Below are 15,804 nucleotides of genomic sequence, written 5' to 3'. Positions count from 1 at the left end.
GGAGACGGGGTGCGGCACCACCCGGGCCGTCCCGGCGGAGGCCGGGGCGCGGGGTGCCAGCGCCCGAGTCTAGCCGTTCGCGAGGTGGGCGAGCGCCACGCGGTAGCCCTCGACGCCCTGCCCGGAGACCACCAGGGCGGCGTGCGGGGTCACCACCGAGTGGTGGCGGAACTCCTCGGGCCGCTGGAGGGGGTCGGAGAGGTGCACCTCGACCAGCGGCGCCTCGAGCATCGCGCAGGCGTCGAAGACGGCGTAGGAGTAGTGCGTCCACGCGGCGGCGTTCAGCACGACCGGGGTGCGGTCGTCGGCGGCTGCGCCGAGCCAGTCGAGCATCTGGCCCTCGTGGTTGGTCTGGCGGACCTCGACCTCGAGGCCCAGTTCGGCGCCCCACGCGACGCAGCGCTCGGCGAGCTCGGCGTGGGTCGTGGTGCCGTAGACCTCGGGCTGCCGGCGTCCCAGCCGACCGAGGTTCGGGCCGTTGAGGACCAGCACCCTCACGGCTGCGGGTCCTCGTCGGTCCGCGGGTCGCCGGGGCCGACCAGGGTCGGCTGGAGGCTGCGCACCACGTCGTACGCCGCGCGGAGGTCGGCCTCGTCGGGACCGGCGAGGACCTGCGGGCGACCCAGCCCGCCGAGGACCACGAACCGCAGCTGCGAGCCGCGGGCCTTCTTGTCCAAGCGCATCGCGGCGAGCAGGTCCTCGAAGTCCGCGCCGGCGTAGCCGACGGGCAGCCCCACCCGGGCCAGGACGTCGCGGTGCCGGTCGGCCAGGGCGTCGTCGATCGCGCCGGTACGGCGGGCCAGCTCGGCGACGAACACGCAGCCGACCGCGACGGCGTCGCCGTGGCGCAGGGCGTACCCCTCGGCGCGCTCGATGGCGTGGGCCAGGGTGTGGCCGTAGTTCAGGGCCTCGCGGCCGGGGTGGCCGGGCTGGTCGGCGCGGCCGCCGGTCTCCTTGAGGTCGGCGACCACGACGTCGACCTTGACCTCGATCGCGCGCTCGACCAGCTCGCGCAGCACCGGCGAGGTCGGGGTGAGGTCGGCGGGGTCGGTGGTCTCGACGAGGCGGAGGATCTCGGGGTCGGCGATGAAGCCGCACTTGACGACCTCGCCGAGGCCGGCGACCAGGTCGGCGCGCGGGAGCGTGTCGAGCAGGGCCAGGTCGCAGACGACCCCGGCCGGCTCGTGGAAGGCGCCGACGAGGTTCTTGCCGGCGGCGGTGTTGATCCCGGTCTTGCCGCCGACGGCGGCGTCGACCATGCCCAGCAGCGTGCTCGGCACGTGCACGACGCGCACCCCGCGCAGCCAGGACGCGGCGACGAAGCCGCCGAGGTCGGTGGTGGCGCCGCCGCCCAGGGTGACCACGGCGTCGGAGCGGGTGAAGCCCCGCTCCCCCAGCGCCTCCCAGCAGTCGGCGGCGACGGCAGCGGTCTTGGCCTGCTCGGCGTCGGGCAGGCCGAGGGCCAGGACGTCGTAGCGCTCGACGAGCTGCTCGGCCAGCGCCTGGGCCTGCTCGCCGAGCTCGCCGGCGAAGAGCAGCGCGACCCGGGTGGGGCCGTCGCCGAGCAGGTCCGCGACCCGGTCGAGGACGTCACGACCGACCACGACGTCGTACGGCGAGGCGCCGCGCACCGCGATCGTGCGGGCCGGCGCGGCGACCGCGCCGCTCACTGGTCGTCCTCGGCGAGCAGGGCGTCGACCTCGTCCGCGACGTCCTCGGGGGTACGGCCGTCGGTGTCGACGACGTGGCGGGCCACGGACTCGTACACCGGGGTGCGCTCGTCGAGCAGCGCCTTGATCCGAGAGCGGACGTTGCCCAGCAGCATCGGCCGGCCGGCGCCGAGCCCGACCCGCTTCACGGCGTCGGTGAGCCCGACCCGCAGGAAGACGACCCGGTGCCCGGCGAGCACCTCGCGGGTGCCGGGGTCGACGACGGAGCCGCCGCCCAGCGACAGGACGCCGTCGTGCTCGACCAGGGCCAGCGCGACGGCGTTGCGCTCGAGCGCGCGGAAGTGCTCCTCGCCGTCCTCGACGAAGACGTCGGAGACGCTGCGTCCGGTCGTGGCCTCGACGTCGGCGTCGGTGTCGCGGACCGCGACGCCCCAGCGTGCGCCGAGCAGCCGGCCCACCGTGGTCTTGCCGGCGCCCATCGGCCCGACCAGCACGACGCGGGGCCGGACGTGCGGGGCGTGGCGGGGAGAGCCGCTCACCGGTACCTCAGCGCCTCGAGGTAGGACTGCACGTTGCGCCGGGTCTCGTGGACAGCGTCGCCGCCGAACTTCTCGATGACGGCGTCGGAGAGCACCAGGGCGACCATCGCCTCCGCCACGATCCCGGCGGCCGGGACGGCGCAGACGTCGGAGCGCTGGTGGTGCGCGCGGGTCTCCTCGCCGGTGGCGACGTCGACGGTGCGCAGGGCGCGCGGGACGGTGGCGATCGGCTTCATCGCCGCGCGTACGCGCAGCACCTCGCCGGTGGTCATCCCGCCCTCGGTCCCGCCGGAACGACCGGTGGAGCGGCGGATGCCGTCGGGACCGGTGACGATCTCGTCGTGCGCCTGGGAGCCGGGCGTGGCGGCGGTGACGAACCCGTCGCCGACCTCGACGCCCTTGATCGCCTGGATCCCCATCAGGGCGGCGGCCAGGCGGGAGTCCAGACGGCGGTCCCAGTGGACGTAGGACCCGAGGCCCGGCGGGAGGCCGTGCACGACCACCTCGACGACGCCGCCCAGGGTGTCGCCGTCCTTGTGGGCCTCGTCGACGCGAGCGACCATCGCCGCCGACGCCTCGGGGTCCAGGCAGCGCACCGGGTCGGCGTCGAGCCGCCCCACGTCGTCCGGCTCCGGCACCGACCCAGCCGGGGCCGGCACGCCGCCGAGCTCGACGACGTGGGAGACCACGCGGGCGCCGGTGGCCTGCTGGAGGAAGGCCGTCGCGACGCAGCCGAGCGCCACGCGGGCGGCCGTCTCACGGGCGGAGGCCCGCTCGAGCACCGGTCGGGCGTCCTCGAAGTCGTACTTCTGCATGCCGGCGAGGTCGGCGTGCCCGGGGCGCGGGCGGGTCAGCGGGGCGTTGCGGCCCAGGCCCTCGAGCGTTTCGGCCGGGACGGGGTCGGCCGACATGACCTGCTCCCACTTGGGCCACTCGGTGTTGCCGACCTCGATCGCGACCGGCCCGCCCTGGGTGAGCCCGTGGCGCACTCCCCCGGTGATCGTGACCTGGTCCTGCTCGAACTTCATCCGGGCCCCGCGGCCGTAGCCCAGCCGTCGACGGGCCAGGGCGTCGGCGACGTCCTCGCTGGTCACCGCCACGTGGGCGGGCAGACCTTCGAGGATCGCGACGAGGGAGGGGCCGTGGGACTCACCCGCGGTCAGCCAGCGCAACATGGCCCTAGTGTCCCACCCGGCCCACGGCCGCCGGCGACCCGCCCGGCGCGCGGGCGGTGGGCGGGCGGTGGGGTCGGGGCCTCGGGCCGCCCGGAGCAGTCGTGTGCCTGAGAACGGTCCCGGGACCGGCGTGAGGCACACGACCCCGCCGGGGGGCGGCGGTGAGCGGCCCGGGCAGGAGTCGTGTGCCCCAGAACGGTCCCAGGACCGGCGTGAGGCACACGACCCCGCCGGGGGCGATGCCGCACGCCGTACCCGGACCAGCAGCACGACCGACGAGGTCGATGGGTCGGATTGCGCGCACCAGGTGCACGCGATCCACCCATCGACCGACCAGCGCGTGCGTCGTGGGTCAGGCGACGCGCCCCGGCGAGTCCATCGACCCACGACCCGGCCGGCGGCGTCGGGGCCTGGGGCCGTCCGGAGCAGTCGTGTGCCTGAGAACGGTCCCGGGACCGGCGTGAGGCACACGACCCCGCCGGGGGGCGGCGGTGAGCGGCCCGGGCGGGAGTCGTGTACCTGGGAACGGTCCGGGGACCGGCGTGAGGCACACGACCCCACCGGGGCGGGCGTCCCTCAGGCCCAGCCGAGCGCCCGGGCCACCACGTCGCCGAGCAGGACGCCGAGGAGCGCGCCGAGGAGCAGGAACGGGCCGAAGGGGTACGCCGTGCGGAGCAGCGAGCGGTCGCGGCGCACCAGCGCCCACAGCGTCCCGGGCACCCCGAACACCAGGAAGCCCGCATAGAGCCCGACCAGCAGCTCGGCCCAGCCCAGCTGCCCCAGGCCGGCCCCGACCATCGCGGCCAGCCGGACGTCGCCGAAGCCGAGGCCGGCCGAGCGGACGAACCACAGCAGCCAGTACGCCGTGCGCGCCGCGACCAGGCCGACCACCGAGCGGACCAGGGCGTCGGTCTCGGCCGGACCGCCGACCAGGGCGGCGACCGCGGCCACGGCCACCAGCCAGGCGGTGGCCGGGAGGACGAGGACCTTGGGCAGCAGCCGGGTGCGCAGGTCGACCGCGGCCAGCGCGACCGCGACCGGGACGACCCCGACCAGACCGACCAGGGCCGGCTCCGCGCCGACCGACCAGGCCAGCAGCCCGGCGGCGAGCGCGGACAGCAGGGCCGTACGCAGCGCCAGACCGGGCGCAGCCGCCACCGCGGCGTAGGTCGGCGGCGGCTCCTCGCCCTCGGGCAGGTGGAGCGACGCCGGGTCGGGCTGGGGCAGCCGCCGGACGAGCGCCGGTACGGCGGCTCCCCCGGCGCCGCCGAGCAGGGCGCAGGCCAGGACGAGCAGCAGGCTCAAGGGCGCGCTGTCCGTGCGGCCCGCGCCGCACGAGCCGCCAGCGCCTGCTCGCCGGCCCGGCGCAGCAGGTCGACGTCGACGTCGAGACCGGTGAAGGCGCGGACCTGGAGCACGGCCTGGTGGGCCAGCAGGTCGAGCCCCGAGACCAGCGGACCGCCCCGCTCGAGCACGGCGGCGGCCAGCGGGGTCGGCCACGGGTCGTACACCGCCTCGAAGACCAGGGGCGCGCCGGACCAGGCCGCGACCAGCCGGTCGTCCTGGGCCGCGGCGGGCACGGTCCCCACGACGACGTCGGCGGCCCAGGGCTCGGCGTCGAGGCCGAGCGCACGCACCTCGGGGGCGCCGGGGTGGCGTCGTACGGTCTCCACCGTCGCGGCGCCGCGCGCGGGGTCGCGGGCCAGCAGGGTCACCCGGCGCGCCCCGAGGTCGCAGAGCGCCAGGGGCACCGAGGCCGCCGTGGCGCCGGCGCCCAGCACGACCACGTCGGCGACCGGGCCGTCGTACCGCTCCCGGACGGCGGCGGAGGCGCCGGGCAGGTCGGTGTTGTCGGCGTGCACGCCCTCGTCGGTGAGCACCAGGGTGTTCGCACCTCCGGCCAGCCGCGCCCGGTCGGTGGACCGGTCGGCCAGGGCCAGGGCCTCCCGCTTCAGCGGTGCCGTCACCGACAGGCCCCGCCAGGCCGGGCCGCCGTCGCCGGCGCGCAGCCCGGCGACCGTCCCGGCCAGGTCCCCGACCGGCACCCGCAGGGTGCCGTAGGTCCAGGACAGGCCGAGCCGGTCGTACGCCGCGGCGTGCAGCACCGGGGACAGGGAGTGGTCGACGGGGTCCCCGACGACGGCGCAGCGCACGTCGACCGCCCTCAGCAGCGGTCGGACTGCGTCGCGCAGTACTCGTCGAGCTCGGCACGGAAGCCGAGGAACTCCTCGTAGCTCTCGGTGAACTTCGTCTCGCCCGTCTCCAGGTTGACCGTCGCGTAGTAGTACCAGGGCCCGTCCGACGGTGCGGCGGCCGCGGCGATGGCGGCGTCCCCGGGGGCCTCGATCGGCCCGGGAGGCAGGCCCGGCTGCGTGTAGGTGTTGTACGGCGAGTCGGACACCGACTCGATCTCCTCGGTGGTCAGGCGTGCGATCGGCTCCCGGCCGAGCGCGAAGTTGACCGCGGCGTCGATCTGCAGCAGCCCGTTGGTGCCCGACGTGTCGGGGTTCTCGAGGCGGTTGTAGATCACCCGTGCGACCTTCGGCATGTCGTCGCCGCGACCCTCGGCCTCGACCAGGCTGGCCACCGTCATCAGCTCGTGGGGGGTGTAGCCCAGCGACTCGGCGGCGGCCTCGAGGTCGGCGTCCTCGGCGGCCTGGCGCCACCGGTCGACCATCGCGGTCAGCATCGAGACCGGGGTGTCGTCGGGGCTGAAGGCGTAGGTGGACGGGAACAGGTAGCCCTCGGGGTCGCCCCCGGCGTAGGCCGGCAGCCCGATCCGCCCGGGCTCGGCGAGGACGGCCTCGAACCGCTCCCGCGGGAACTCGGTGTCGTCGGCCAGGATGTCGACCACGTCGACGACCCGCAGCCCCTCGGGCACCGTCACGGTGGTGTTGACCAGGTTGCCCGGGTCGACCAGCACCGACAGCGCGTCGGTGGACGACATCTTCTGGCGCAGCTCGTAGAAGCCGACCTGGATGCCGGTCGACCGGTCGTCGCCGTTGGCGGTGTCGATGAACGCCTCGACCGAGGCCACGACATCCTCGTCCTTGAGCTTGCGCCCGATCTCGGCCACGGTGTCGCCCTCGGCGACCTCGAAGGCGACCTCGCCGCGGCCGGGACCGCTGTAGTCGGCCGGGTCGGCGAAGTAGTCCTCGATGGCCTGCTGGCCCTTGGTCACCCCGACGTAGCCCAGGCCGACGATGATCGCGAGCACCACCAGCACCGGCAGGCAGCCCGACAACCGCGGACCGCGCTTGCGACGCGTCCCACCACGGGCCGGCTCGGCCCGGGTGATCTGCTCGAGGTCCCCCTCGGGCTGGCTCATCGAGTCTCCTTCTCGTCGGCTGCCGCGGCGGGTGCCACGGCTCCTGCGGGGGTCTCTGCGTCGGTGGGGACCACCACCAGCTCACCGGGAGCCTGGCCGGTCCCGCGCTCGGTGTCGAGCGCGTGCTGCAGGATCACGACCGCGGCGGCCATGTCGACCACGGAGCGGCGGTCCTGGCCGTGACGCCCGCGCGAGCGCAGCGTCGCCTCGGCGCTGACCGTGCTCAGCCGTTCGTCGACGAGGCGGACCGGCACGGGGCTGAGCCTACGGGCCAGCCGGTCGGCGAACTCGCGGACCTTGACCGCGGCGGGTCCCTCACGGCCCGAGAGCGAGCGCGGGAGGCCGACGACGACCTCGACCGCCCCCGCCTCCTCGGTCAGCCGGCGGATCCGGCGGACGTCGTCCTTGCCGCGGCGGACCGTGTCGAGCGGGGTGGCGAGCATGCCGGAGGGGTCGCTGCGGGCCACCCCGATCCGGGCGTCGCCGGGGTCGAGGCCGAGCCGTACGCCGTGGCGCACCCGCTCAGCCCGCGACCGCGGCGGAGACCACGCGGCGCACCTCGGCCAGCGCCTCGTCGACGCGGGTGGCGTCGGCGCCCCCGCCCTGGGCGACGTCGGCCTTGCCGCCGCCGCGCCCGTCGACGAACGGGCCGACCGCGCGGACCAGGTCGTTGGCCGAGAGCCCGCGGGCGCGGGCCTCGTCGGTGGTGGCGGCCACGACCGCGACCTTGCCGCCGTCGACGCCGACCACGACGACCACGCCGGGCACCGCTGCCGGCATCCGTCCGCGGACGTCGAGCGCGAGCTGGCGCACGTCGCCGGCGGCCGCGCCGTCGACGCGGTGCGCGACGACCTGCACACCGGCGACGTCCTCGGCGGCCGCGGCCAGCTCGCCGCCGGAGGACAGCAGGGCCCCGACGCGGACCTTGTCGATCTCCTTCTCCGCGGCGCGCAGCCGGGTGACCAGGTCCTCGACGCGCTCGGGCAGCTGCTCGCGGCGCACCTTGAGCGCGTCGGTGAGCTGGTTGACCAGGACGTTCTCGCGCGCCAGGAAGCGGTACGCGTCGCCGCCGACCAGCGCCTCGACCCGACGCACGCCGGAGCCGATCGAGCTCTCGCCGAGCAGCTTGACGACGCCGAGCTGGCCGGAGCGGCCGGCGTGGGTGCCGCCGCAGAGCTCGCGGGCCCAGTCGCCGACCGACACGACGCGCACCTGGTCGCCGTACTTCTCGCCGAACAGCGCCATCGCGCCGGAGGCGACCGCCTCGGCCTGCGTCATCACCTCGGCCTCGACCGCGAGGTCGTCGAGCACGACGTCGTTGACGCGGGCCTCGACGTCGGCCAGGACCGAGGCCGGGACGGCGCCGGTGGCGGAGAAGTCGAAGCGGAAGCGGCCGGGGGCGTTCTCGGACCCGGCCTGGGTCGCGGTCTCCCCCAACGCCTCGCGGAACGCCTTGTGGACCATGTGGGTCGCGGTGTGGGCGCGCGAGATGGACCGTCGTCGCTCGAGGTCGACGGTGCTGTGGGCGCCCAGCCCGATGCTGACCTCGCCGGCCAGCACGGTGGCGCGGTGGACGACCAGCCCCGTCACCGGGCTCTGCACGTCACGCACGGCCAGCCGGGCGCCGTTGTCGAGCTCGACGATGCCCTCGTCGGCCAGCTGCCCGCCGCCCTCGGCGTAGAACGGGGTGCGGTCCAGGACGACCTCGACCTCCTCGCCCACGGCGGCGGAGCCGACCGCGCCGCCGGCGCTGATCAGCCCGCGCACGGTGCCCTCGGCGACCGTGGCGGCGTACCCGACGAACTCGACCGGGCGGCCCAGGTCGTCGGCCACCGCGCGGTAGGCGGTGGCGTCGCGGTGCGCGCCCTTCTTGGACCGCGCGTCGGCCTTGGCCCGGTCGCGCTGCTCGGCCATCAGCCGGCGGAAGCCGTCCTCGTCGACCGCCAGGCCCTGCTCGGCGGCCATCTCCAGGGTCAGGTCGATCGGGAAGCCGTACGTGTCGTGCAGCGCGAAGGCCTGGTCGCCGGGCAGCTGCGTCGCGCCGCTGCCGCGGAGCCGGGCGCTGGCCTGGTCGAAGATGGTGGTGCCGGCGCGCAGCGTCGAGCGGAACGCCTCCTCCTCGGCGTAGGCGACCGAGGAGATCCGCTCCCAGTCGCGGACCAGGTCGGTGTAGGTCTCGCCCATCCGGTCGCGGCTGACCGGCATCAGCTCGGGCAGCGCGGGGTCCTCGTAGCCGAGCAGGCGCACCGAGCGGACCGCGCGGCGCAGCAGCCGGCGCAGGACGTACCCGCGGCCCTCGTTGCCGGGCACGACGCCGTCGCCGATCAGCATCATCGAGCTGCGGACGTGGTCGCCGACCACGCGCAGCCGTACGTCGTCGACCGGGTCGGCGCCGTAGGTCTTGCCGGCCAGCTCCGCGGCGCGGTCGATGACCGGGCGCATCACGTCGATCTCGTACATGTTCTCGACGCCCTGCAGCAGCATCGCGACGCGCTCCAGGCCCATCCCGGTGTCGATGTTGCGCTGCGGCAGCGACCCGGCGATGTCGAAGTCGGACTTGCTGCGCACGGCCGAGAGCTCGTCCTGCATGAAGACGAGGTTCCAGATCTCGACGTAGCGGTCCTCGAGCTCGGTGGGCATGTCCGGGCCGAGGGCGGTGAAGTCCGCCTCGGGCCCGTACGCCGGTCCGCGGTCGTAGAGGATCTCCGAGCACGGGCCGCCGGGCCCGGGGACGCCCATCGACCAGTAGTTCTCCTTCGCGCCGAGCTTGACGACCCGCTCGGTCGGCAGGCCGGTCACCTGGCGCCACAGGTCGACGGCCTCGGGGTCGTCGACGAACACGCTCGGGTAGAGCCGCGACTCGTCCAGGCCCCAGCCGCCGTCGGCCAGCGGCTTGGTGACCAGGTCCCAGGCCAGCTCGATCGCCTTCTGCTTGAAGTAGTCGCCGAAGGAGAAGTTGCCGCACATCTCGAAGAACGTGCCGTGCCGGGTCGTCTTGCCGACGTCCTCGATGTCGGGCGTGCGCACGCACTTCTGGATGCTGGTCGCCCGGTCGTACGGCGGGGTCTCGTCACCCAGGAAGTACGGCTTGAACGGCACCATGCCGGCGTTGACGAACAGCAGCGTGGGGTCGGCCGCGAGCAGGGACGCCGAGGGGACCACCGTGTGTCCGGCGGCCTCGAAGTGGGCCGTGAAGGCGGCGCGGATCGCGGCGGTGTCCATCGGGGTTCAGTCCTCCTGCTCGGGGTGCTGCTCGGGGTGCTGCTCTGTCGGGTCGGTGGATGCGGCGAGCGCGGGTCGGGCGGTGGTGCTGCGCAGCGACCGGTCGTGCATCTGCTCGCGCAGCTCGCCCTCCCGCTCGGCCTTGCCCGCGGCCACCTCGGCGCCCATCATCCGGGCGCCCAGGACGGCGGCGTGGACGCGGTCGCGCAGGCCGTCGGCGGTCAGCGCCTCGGCAGCACGGCGCCCACGGACCATCCCGTAGATCCCGGCGCCGGCCCCGGCCACGAACCAGAGCCCGCGGCTCATGCCGCGCTGCCCTCGTCCAGGGCCGGATCGTCCAGGTCGACCTCGGCGCGTCGCCGTGCCTCCCAGTCGCGGCGGGCGGCACGCAGGTCGGCCCGGCGCTGCTTGCGGGCGCGCTTCACGTCCCGCTTCATCTCCAGGCGCACACGGTGCCGCACCTCGGGCGCCAGCGCGCGGCGTACGCCGGCGGCCAGGGAGGCGGCCTGGACGACGGACTCACGCAGGACGAGGTCGGCGAACAGCGGGGCGGCCACCACGCGGGCGGGCTCGACCGCCGTGGTGTCGTCGTCCTCCGGCTCGTCACCGACCCGGGTGATCACGTAGTCCGACACGGCCGTCGGCGCGGCGGCCGGTGACGTGGCCGCTGACGTGGCCGCTGACGTGGTCGGGGCGCGCTGCTGCTGCTCGAGGACGGCCAGCACGTCGCGCAGCGCGTCCACCTCGGCGCCGGTGGCGACCAGGCGCCGCTCGGTCCGACCGACCCGGGCAGCGACCAGCAGGACGACCACCAGCAGGACGAGCCCGACCGCGGCGGGCAGCAGGACTGCCCAGGCCGGGAGGGTCCACTGCTGCGTCATGGGTCACGACCCTACCTGCCGGGCGCGGGTGCGGGCGGCCGCTACCCCTGCCCCCGGATCAGTCGGCGCACCCGCTCCCAGCGCTCGCGGACGGGGCCCTCGGCGCCGAGCCGGGTCGGCTGGTAGTAGGTGGCGTCGGCGACCACGTCGGGGGCGTACTGCTGCGCGGCCACGCCGAACGGTGCGTCGTGGCTGTAGACGTAGCCCTTGCCGTGGCCGAGGTCCTTCGCACCGCCGTAGTGCGCGTCGCGCAGGTGGGACGGCACGGGCCCGACCTTGCCGGCCCGCACGTCCGCGGACGCGGCGGTGATCGCCGTGGTCACCGCGTTCGACTTCGGGGCGACGGCCAGCGCGATGGTGGCCTGGGCCAGGGTCAGCCGGCCCTCCGGCATCCCGATCAGGGCGACGGCCTGGGCCGCGGCCACGGCGGTGGTCAGCGCGGTCGGGTCGGCCAGGCCGATGTCCTCGCTGGCCAGGATGATCAGGCGCCGGGCGATGAACCGCGGGTCCTCCCCTGCCTCCATCATCCGCGCCAGGTAGTGCAGCGCCGCGTCGGCGTCGGAGCCGCGCACGGACTTGATGAAGGCGCTGGTCACGTCGTAGTGCTGGTCGCCCTGCCGGTCGTAGCGCACCGCGGCCTGGTCGACGGCGAGCTCGGCGGTGGCCAGGTCGACGACGTCGCTGCTCTGGGAGGCGGCCGCACCGGCGGCGGCCTCGAGGTAGGTCAGGGACCGGCGGGCGTCACCGCCGGCCAGGCGGACCAGGTGGTCCAGGGCGTCCTCGTCGACGGTGACCGCGCCGGCCAGCCCCCGCTCGTCGGCGACCGCGGCGAGCAGCACCCGGCGTACGTCGTCGTCGGTCAGCGACTCCAGGCGCAGCAGCAGGCTGCGGGAGAGCAGCGGGGAGATGACCGAGAAGAACGGGTTCTCGGTGGTGGCTGCGACCAGGGTCACCCACCGGTTCTCCACGCCGGGCAGCAGCGCGTCCTGCTGGGCCTTGCTGAAGCGGTGCACCTCGTCGACGAACAGCACGGTCTCGCGCGACTCCGTGACCAGCCGGCGGCGGGCCGCGTCGATGGCCGCACGGACCTCCTTGACGCCGGCGGAGACCGCGGAGACCTCGACGAAGACCCGGTCGGTCTGCATCGAGACGATCGAGGCGATCGTGGTCTTGCCGGTGCCGGGCGGGCCCCACAGCAGCAGCGACATCGACTGGTCGCCCTCGACCAGCCGGCGCAGCGGCGACCCCGGCGCCTGGAGCTGCTCCTGGCCGACCAGCTCCTCGAGCCGGCGGGGCCGCATCCGGACCGCCAGCGGCGCGGAGGCGTGGTCGTTGCCAGCCAGGCTCCCGCCCCCGACCGGGGCGGACGGGGTGCGGGAGTGCGCCGGCGCTGCGGCCCCCGGGGCCACGGGGGCCGCCGGGGCCGCGAAGAGGCCGTCGGGGTCGTCGCCGGGGTCGTCCACGGGGGACGAGGCTACGCGCCCGGGCGGGGCGTGCTGGTGACCGTGCGGGCCTCGAGGTCGTACCACGTGGGTCCGAAGCCGGGCCGGGAGTCGATCTCGGCCGGGGTGGCCCCGGGGTCGGGGGCACCGGCGTCGTCGGTGCCGAGCAGGCGCGCGGTGACCGGGCGGTCCGGGGCCTTGCCGAGCTCGCCGGGGAAGTGGCAGGCGACCTTGTGCGTCGGCCCGACCTGCAGCAGGGGCGGCTCGACGCGGGCGCAGATGTCCTTGGCCAGGCGGCAGCGGGTCCGGAACGAGCAGCCGGACGGCGGGTTGATCGGGCTCGGCACGTCGCCCTCGAGCCGGATCCGCTCGCGGCGGGTCCCGGTCGTCAGCTGCGAGACCTCGGGCACCGCGGAGAGCAGCGCCTGGGTGTACGGGTGGTGGGGGCGGTGGTAGAGCGTCTCGCGGTCCGCGACCTCGACGATCCGCCCGAGGTACATCACCGCGACCTCGGGACAGAAGTGCCGCACGACGGCGAGGTCGTGGGCGATGAAGAGGAAGGCGATCCCGAACTCGCGCTGCACGTCCTGGAGCAGGTTGATCACCTGCGCCTGGATCGAGACGTCGAGGGCGGAGACCGGCTCGTCGGCCACCAGCAACTTGGGCTGCAGGGCCAGGGCACGGGCGATGCCGATCCGCTGGCGCTGACCGCCGGAGAACTCGTTGGGGTACCGGTTGTAGTGCTCGGGGTTGAGCCCCACGATCTCGAGCAGCTCCTGGACCCGCGGCAGGATCTTGTCCTTCGCGACGACCTTGTGGACCTCGAGCGGCGTGCCGACGATCGTGCCGACGGTGTGCCGCGGGTTCAGCGAGGAGTACGGGTCCTGGAAGATCATCTGGATCTCGCGCCGGATCGGCAGCATCTGCTTGTTGGAGAGCTGCCCGATCTCCTGGCCCTCGAACTCGATGGTGCCGGCGGTGGGCTCGTAGAGCCGGGTGATCAGGCGGCCCAGCGTGGACTTGCCGCAGCCGGACTCCCCCACCAGGCCCAGCGCGCGCCCGGACTCGACGGTGAAGGACACGCCGTCGACGGCCTGCACGTTGCCGACCGTGCGGCGCAGGAGCCCCGAGGACTGCACCGGGAAGTACTTCTTCAGGTCACGCACCTCGAGCAGCGGCTTGCCGTCGGTCGTGGCGTGGTGCGCGGCGGTCGAGACGGTCCGTGTGCTCGGGCCGCTGCCGGTCGCGCCGCGGGGGCTGGGGGTCGCGTCGGTCACCGCGCGTCCTCTCCGGTGGTGGGGGCGTGGGGGTCGAGGCCGGCCTCGACGAGGATCTCGGCCTGCTTGGCCTGGAAGACGGCGTCGGGGTCGGGCAGGTGGCAGCGCTTCTCGTGGCCGGGGCCGCGCCCGCCGGGGACCAGCAGGGGCAGCTCGGTGCGGCACAGGTCGCCGGGGACCTGGTCGCGGAAGGTGCAGCGCGGGTTGAAGGCACAGCCCGACGGCGGGTTCAGCAGGCTGGGCGGGGTGCCCGGGATCGGGACGAGCGGCACGTCGACGTCGCCGGTGACCTCGGGGATGCTCGAGAGCAGGCCCCACGTGTACGGCATCTCGGGGTGGCTGAGGATCTCCTTGCAGGGACCCTTCTCCACCGCACGGCCGCCGTACATCACCAGGACGTCGTCGGCGATCTCGGCGATCACACCGAGGTCGTGGGTGATCATCACGATCGCGGAGTCGAACTCGCGCTGGAGGTCCTGGAGCAGGTCCAGGATCTGGGCCTGCACGGTCACGTCGAGCGCCGTGGTCGGCTCGTCGGCGATCAGCAGCGTCGGGTCGTTGACCAGGGCCATCGCGATCATCGCGCGCTGGCGCATGCCGCCGGAGAACTGGTGCGGGAAGTCGTCGACGCGCGACTGCGGCTGCGGGATCCCCACCCGGTCGAGCACCTCGATGGCGCGCTTGCGGGCCACCGACTTCGAGACCTTGTGGTGGATCCGGTAGGCCTCGATGATCTGGCGCCCGATCGAGTAGAACGGGTGCAGCGCGGTCAGCGGGTCCTGGAAGATCATCGCGACCTCCTTGCCGCGCATCTCGCGCAGCGTGGACTCCGAGGCGCCGATGATCTCGCGGCCGTTGATCCGGATGGACCCCTCGAGACGGGTCTGCTTCGGGTCGTGCAGCCCGAGGACAGCCATGGACGAGACGCTCTTGCCGGAGCCGGACTCCCCCACGATGCCGAGGGTCTGGCCGCGGCGCACGGTGTAGCTCAGGTCGCTGACGGCCTGGACCAGGCCGTCGTGGGTCGGGAAGCGCACGGACAGGTTGCTGACCTCGAGCAGCGGGGCGCCCGGGGCGGCCGAAGCGTGGGTCGGGGTGCTGGTCACGAGATCCTCACTCGGGGGTCGAGGAAGCCGTAGACGATGTCCACGACCAGGTTGGCGATCGTGATGATCACGGCCACCACCAGGACGGTGGCGATGACCACCGGGAAGTCGAGCGGCGGCCGGGTGACGGCGTCCAGCGCCCACAGCCCGATGCCGTCGATGCGGAAGATCTGCTCGGTGAAGATCGTGCCGCCGAGCAGCGCGGCGAAGTCGAGGCCGAAGATCGTCACGATCGGCACGATGGCGGCGCGCAGGGCGTGGCCGAAGACGACCTTGTTGCCGCTCACGCCCTTGGCCGAGGCCGTGCGGATGTAGTCCTCGCCGAGGGTCTCGACCATCTGGCCGCGGGTGAACCGGGCGTAGTTCGAGGACGAGAACAGGCCCAGGACCAGCCACGGCAGCAGCATCGCCAGGAAGAAGGCCCCGACGCCCTCGGTGATCGGCAGGTAGCCGGTCTCGTCGAAGACGGGGTACTTCAGGACCAGGAAGATGTAGGCGAGCAGGCAGAACAGGTAGTACGGGATCGAGCTGACGACCAGGCTGGAGCTGACCAGGACCCGGTCGGTGGCGGTGCCGCGCTTCTTCGCGGCCAGCACCCCGAGGGTGACCCCGACGACGAGGTAGATGATCGAGGCGCCGACCGCCAGCGAGATCGTCGCAGGGAGCCGGTCGACCAGCTCGTCGGTGATCAGGCCGCGGGTGCCGTAGGAGACGCCCAGGCACGGGGCCGGGCAGTCGTACTCGGTCTCGCCGAAGCTGACGGTGCGGCCGGTGAAGACGCCGCCCGCGAACTCGCCGTACTGCTGCAGGATCGGGTCGTTGAGACCCATCGACGCCTCGATGGCGGCCAGCCGCTCGGCGGTGCAGCGCCCCTGGGCGTCGCAGACCGGGCCGGCCGGGTTGGCCACGCCCTTGTAGAGCAGGACGAAGACGAAGATCGAGGTCAGGAAGACCACCAGGATCGCGGTCAGGATCCGGCGCACGATGAAGCCCAGCATCGGGGCACCTTTCGTAGCGAGAGTCGAGGCAAGAGTGGGGGCGGGCTGCGGGAGGGGGCTGCGGGAGCGGGGCTCGACCGGGGCCCGGGTGGAACGGGCGGGCCGATGGGGCGGGTCCGGGTGGACCCGCCCCATCAGCTCGTCAGGATCGGACGGAGGTCCGGAT

Annotated in this window: 15 protein-coding genes; all 15 read right to left on the bottom strand. The window is 74.4% G+C overall.

Features of this window, described 5'->3' with window-relative positions:
* Positions 1 to 69: 69 nt before the first annotated feature.
* A complete protein-coding gene (locus tag GV155_RS08215) occupies positions 70 to 498 on the bottom strand; it encodes a type II 3-dehydroquinate dehydratase (protein WP_160006973.1) in 429 nt (142 codons plus the stop codon).
* Positions 495 to 1,670 (bottom strand): 3-dehydroquinate synthase, encoded by a 1,176-nt coding sequence (gene aroB / locus GV155_RS08210; protein WP_160006970.1) that lies wholly within the window; start codon positions 1,668 to 1,670, stop codon positions 495 to 497. The genes GV155_RS08215 and aroB overlap by 4 nt, the downstream gene beginning before the upstream one ends.
* Positions 1,667 to 2,209: a shikimate kinase gene (locus GV155_RS08205; protein WP_442938831.1), complete on the bottom strand. Its 543-nt coding sequence runs from the start codon at positions 2,207 to 2,209 to the stop codon at positions 1,667 to 1,669. The genes aroB and GV155_RS08205 overlap by 4 nt, the downstream gene beginning before the upstream one ends.
* The gene (gene aroC / locus GV155_RS08200) at positions 2,206 to 3,384 is read right to left on the bottom strand and encodes a chorismate synthase (RefSeq protein WP_160006967.1); all 1,179 of its coding nucleotides are present in this window, start codon (positions 3,382 to 3,384) and stop codon (positions 2,206 to 2,208) included. The genes GV155_RS08205 and aroC overlap by 4 nt, the downstream gene beginning before the upstream one ends.
* A 576-nt stretch (positions 3,385 to 3,960) precedes the next feature.
* Complete coding sequence (locus GV155_RS08195; protein WP_160006964.1) at positions 3,961 to 4,689, bottom strand: prepilin peptidase; 729 nt, start codon at positions 4,687 to 4,689, stop codon at positions 3,961 to 3,963.
* On the bottom strand, positions 4,686 to 5,537 hold the full coding sequence (locus GV155_RS08190; protein ID WP_160006961.1) for a shikimate dehydrogenase: 852 nt from the start codon (positions 5,535 to 5,537) through the stop codon (positions 4,686 to 4,688). The genes GV155_RS08195 and GV155_RS08190 overlap by 4 nt, the downstream gene beginning before the upstream one ends.
* An 11-nt stretch (positions 5,538 to 5,548) precedes the next feature.
* Positions 5,549 to 6,712, bottom strand: coding sequence for an endolytic transglycosylase MltG (mltG, locus tag GV155_RS08185; RefSeq protein WP_160006958.1), 1,164 nt, complete (start codon positions 6,710 to 6,712; stop codon positions 5,549 to 5,551).
* Entirely contained in the window at positions 6,709 to 7,230 is a 522-nt protein-coding gene (gene ruvX, locus GV155_RS08180; protein ID WP_160006955.1) for a Holliday junction resolvase RuvX, read from the bottom strand. The genes mltG and ruvX overlap by 4 nt, the downstream gene beginning before the upstream one ends.
* A 4-nt stretch (positions 7,231 to 7,234) precedes the next feature.
* On the bottom strand, positions 7,235 to 9,934 hold the full coding sequence (gene alaS / locus GV155_RS08175) for an alanine--tRNA ligase (RefSeq protein ID WP_160006952.1): 2,700 nt from the start codon (positions 9,932 to 9,934) through the stop codon (positions 7,235 to 7,237).
* Between the two features lie 6 nt (positions 9,935 to 9,940).
* Positions 9,941 to 10,240, bottom strand: a complete 300-nt coding sequence (locus GV155_RS08170; protein ID WP_160006950.1) for a DUF6167 family protein — start codon at positions 10,238 to 10,240, stop codon at positions 9,941 to 9,943.
* Positions 10,237 to 10,815, bottom strand: a complete 579-nt coding sequence (locus GV155_RS08165) for a hypothetical protein (protein ID WP_160006947.1) — start codon at positions 10,813 to 10,815, stop codon at positions 10,237 to 10,239. The genes GV155_RS08170 and GV155_RS08165 overlap by 4 nt, the downstream gene beginning before the upstream one ends.
* A gap of 41 nt (positions 10,816 to 10,856) precedes the next feature.
* Entirely contained in the window at positions 10,857 to 12,224 is a 1,368-nt protein-coding gene (locus tag GV155_RS08160) for a replication-associated recombination protein A (RefSeq protein WP_442938865.1), read from the bottom strand.
* A 65-nt stretch (positions 12,225 to 12,289) separates the two neighbouring features.
* Positions 12,290 to 13,534 carry an ABC transporter ATP-binding protein gene (locus GV155_RS08155; RefSeq protein WP_160006944.1) on the bottom strand — a complete coding sequence of 415 codons (1,245 nt, stop codon included), beginning with the start codon at positions 13,532 to 13,534 and terminating at the stop codon, positions 12,290 to 12,292.
* Positions 13,531 to 14,640 carry an ABC transporter ATP-binding protein gene (locus GV155_RS08150; RefSeq protein ID WP_160006941.1) on the bottom strand — a complete coding sequence of 370 codons (1,110 nt, stop codon included), beginning with the start codon at positions 14,638 to 14,640 and terminating at the stop codon, positions 13,531 to 13,533. Before GV155_RS08150 ends, GV155_RS08155 begins: the two co-directional genes overlap by 4 nt.
* A complete protein-coding gene (locus tag GV155_RS08145) occupies positions 14,637 to 15,638 on the bottom strand; it encodes an ABC transporter permease (protein ID WP_160006938.1) in 1,002 nt (333 codons plus the stop codon). Before GV155_RS08145 ends, GV155_RS08150 begins: the two co-directional genes overlap by 4 nt.
* Between the last annotated feature and the right edge of the window lie 166 nt (positions 15,639 to 15,804).

Origin of the sequence: Nocardioides sp. AX2bis, from assembly GCF_902506435.1 — a bacterium.
Lineage (GTDB): Bacteria > Actinomycetota > Actinomycetes > Propionibacteriales > Nocardioidaceae > Nocardioides.
Note: the sequence above shows the minus strand (reverse complement) of the source record. Positions and strands in the feature narration are given on the sequence as shown.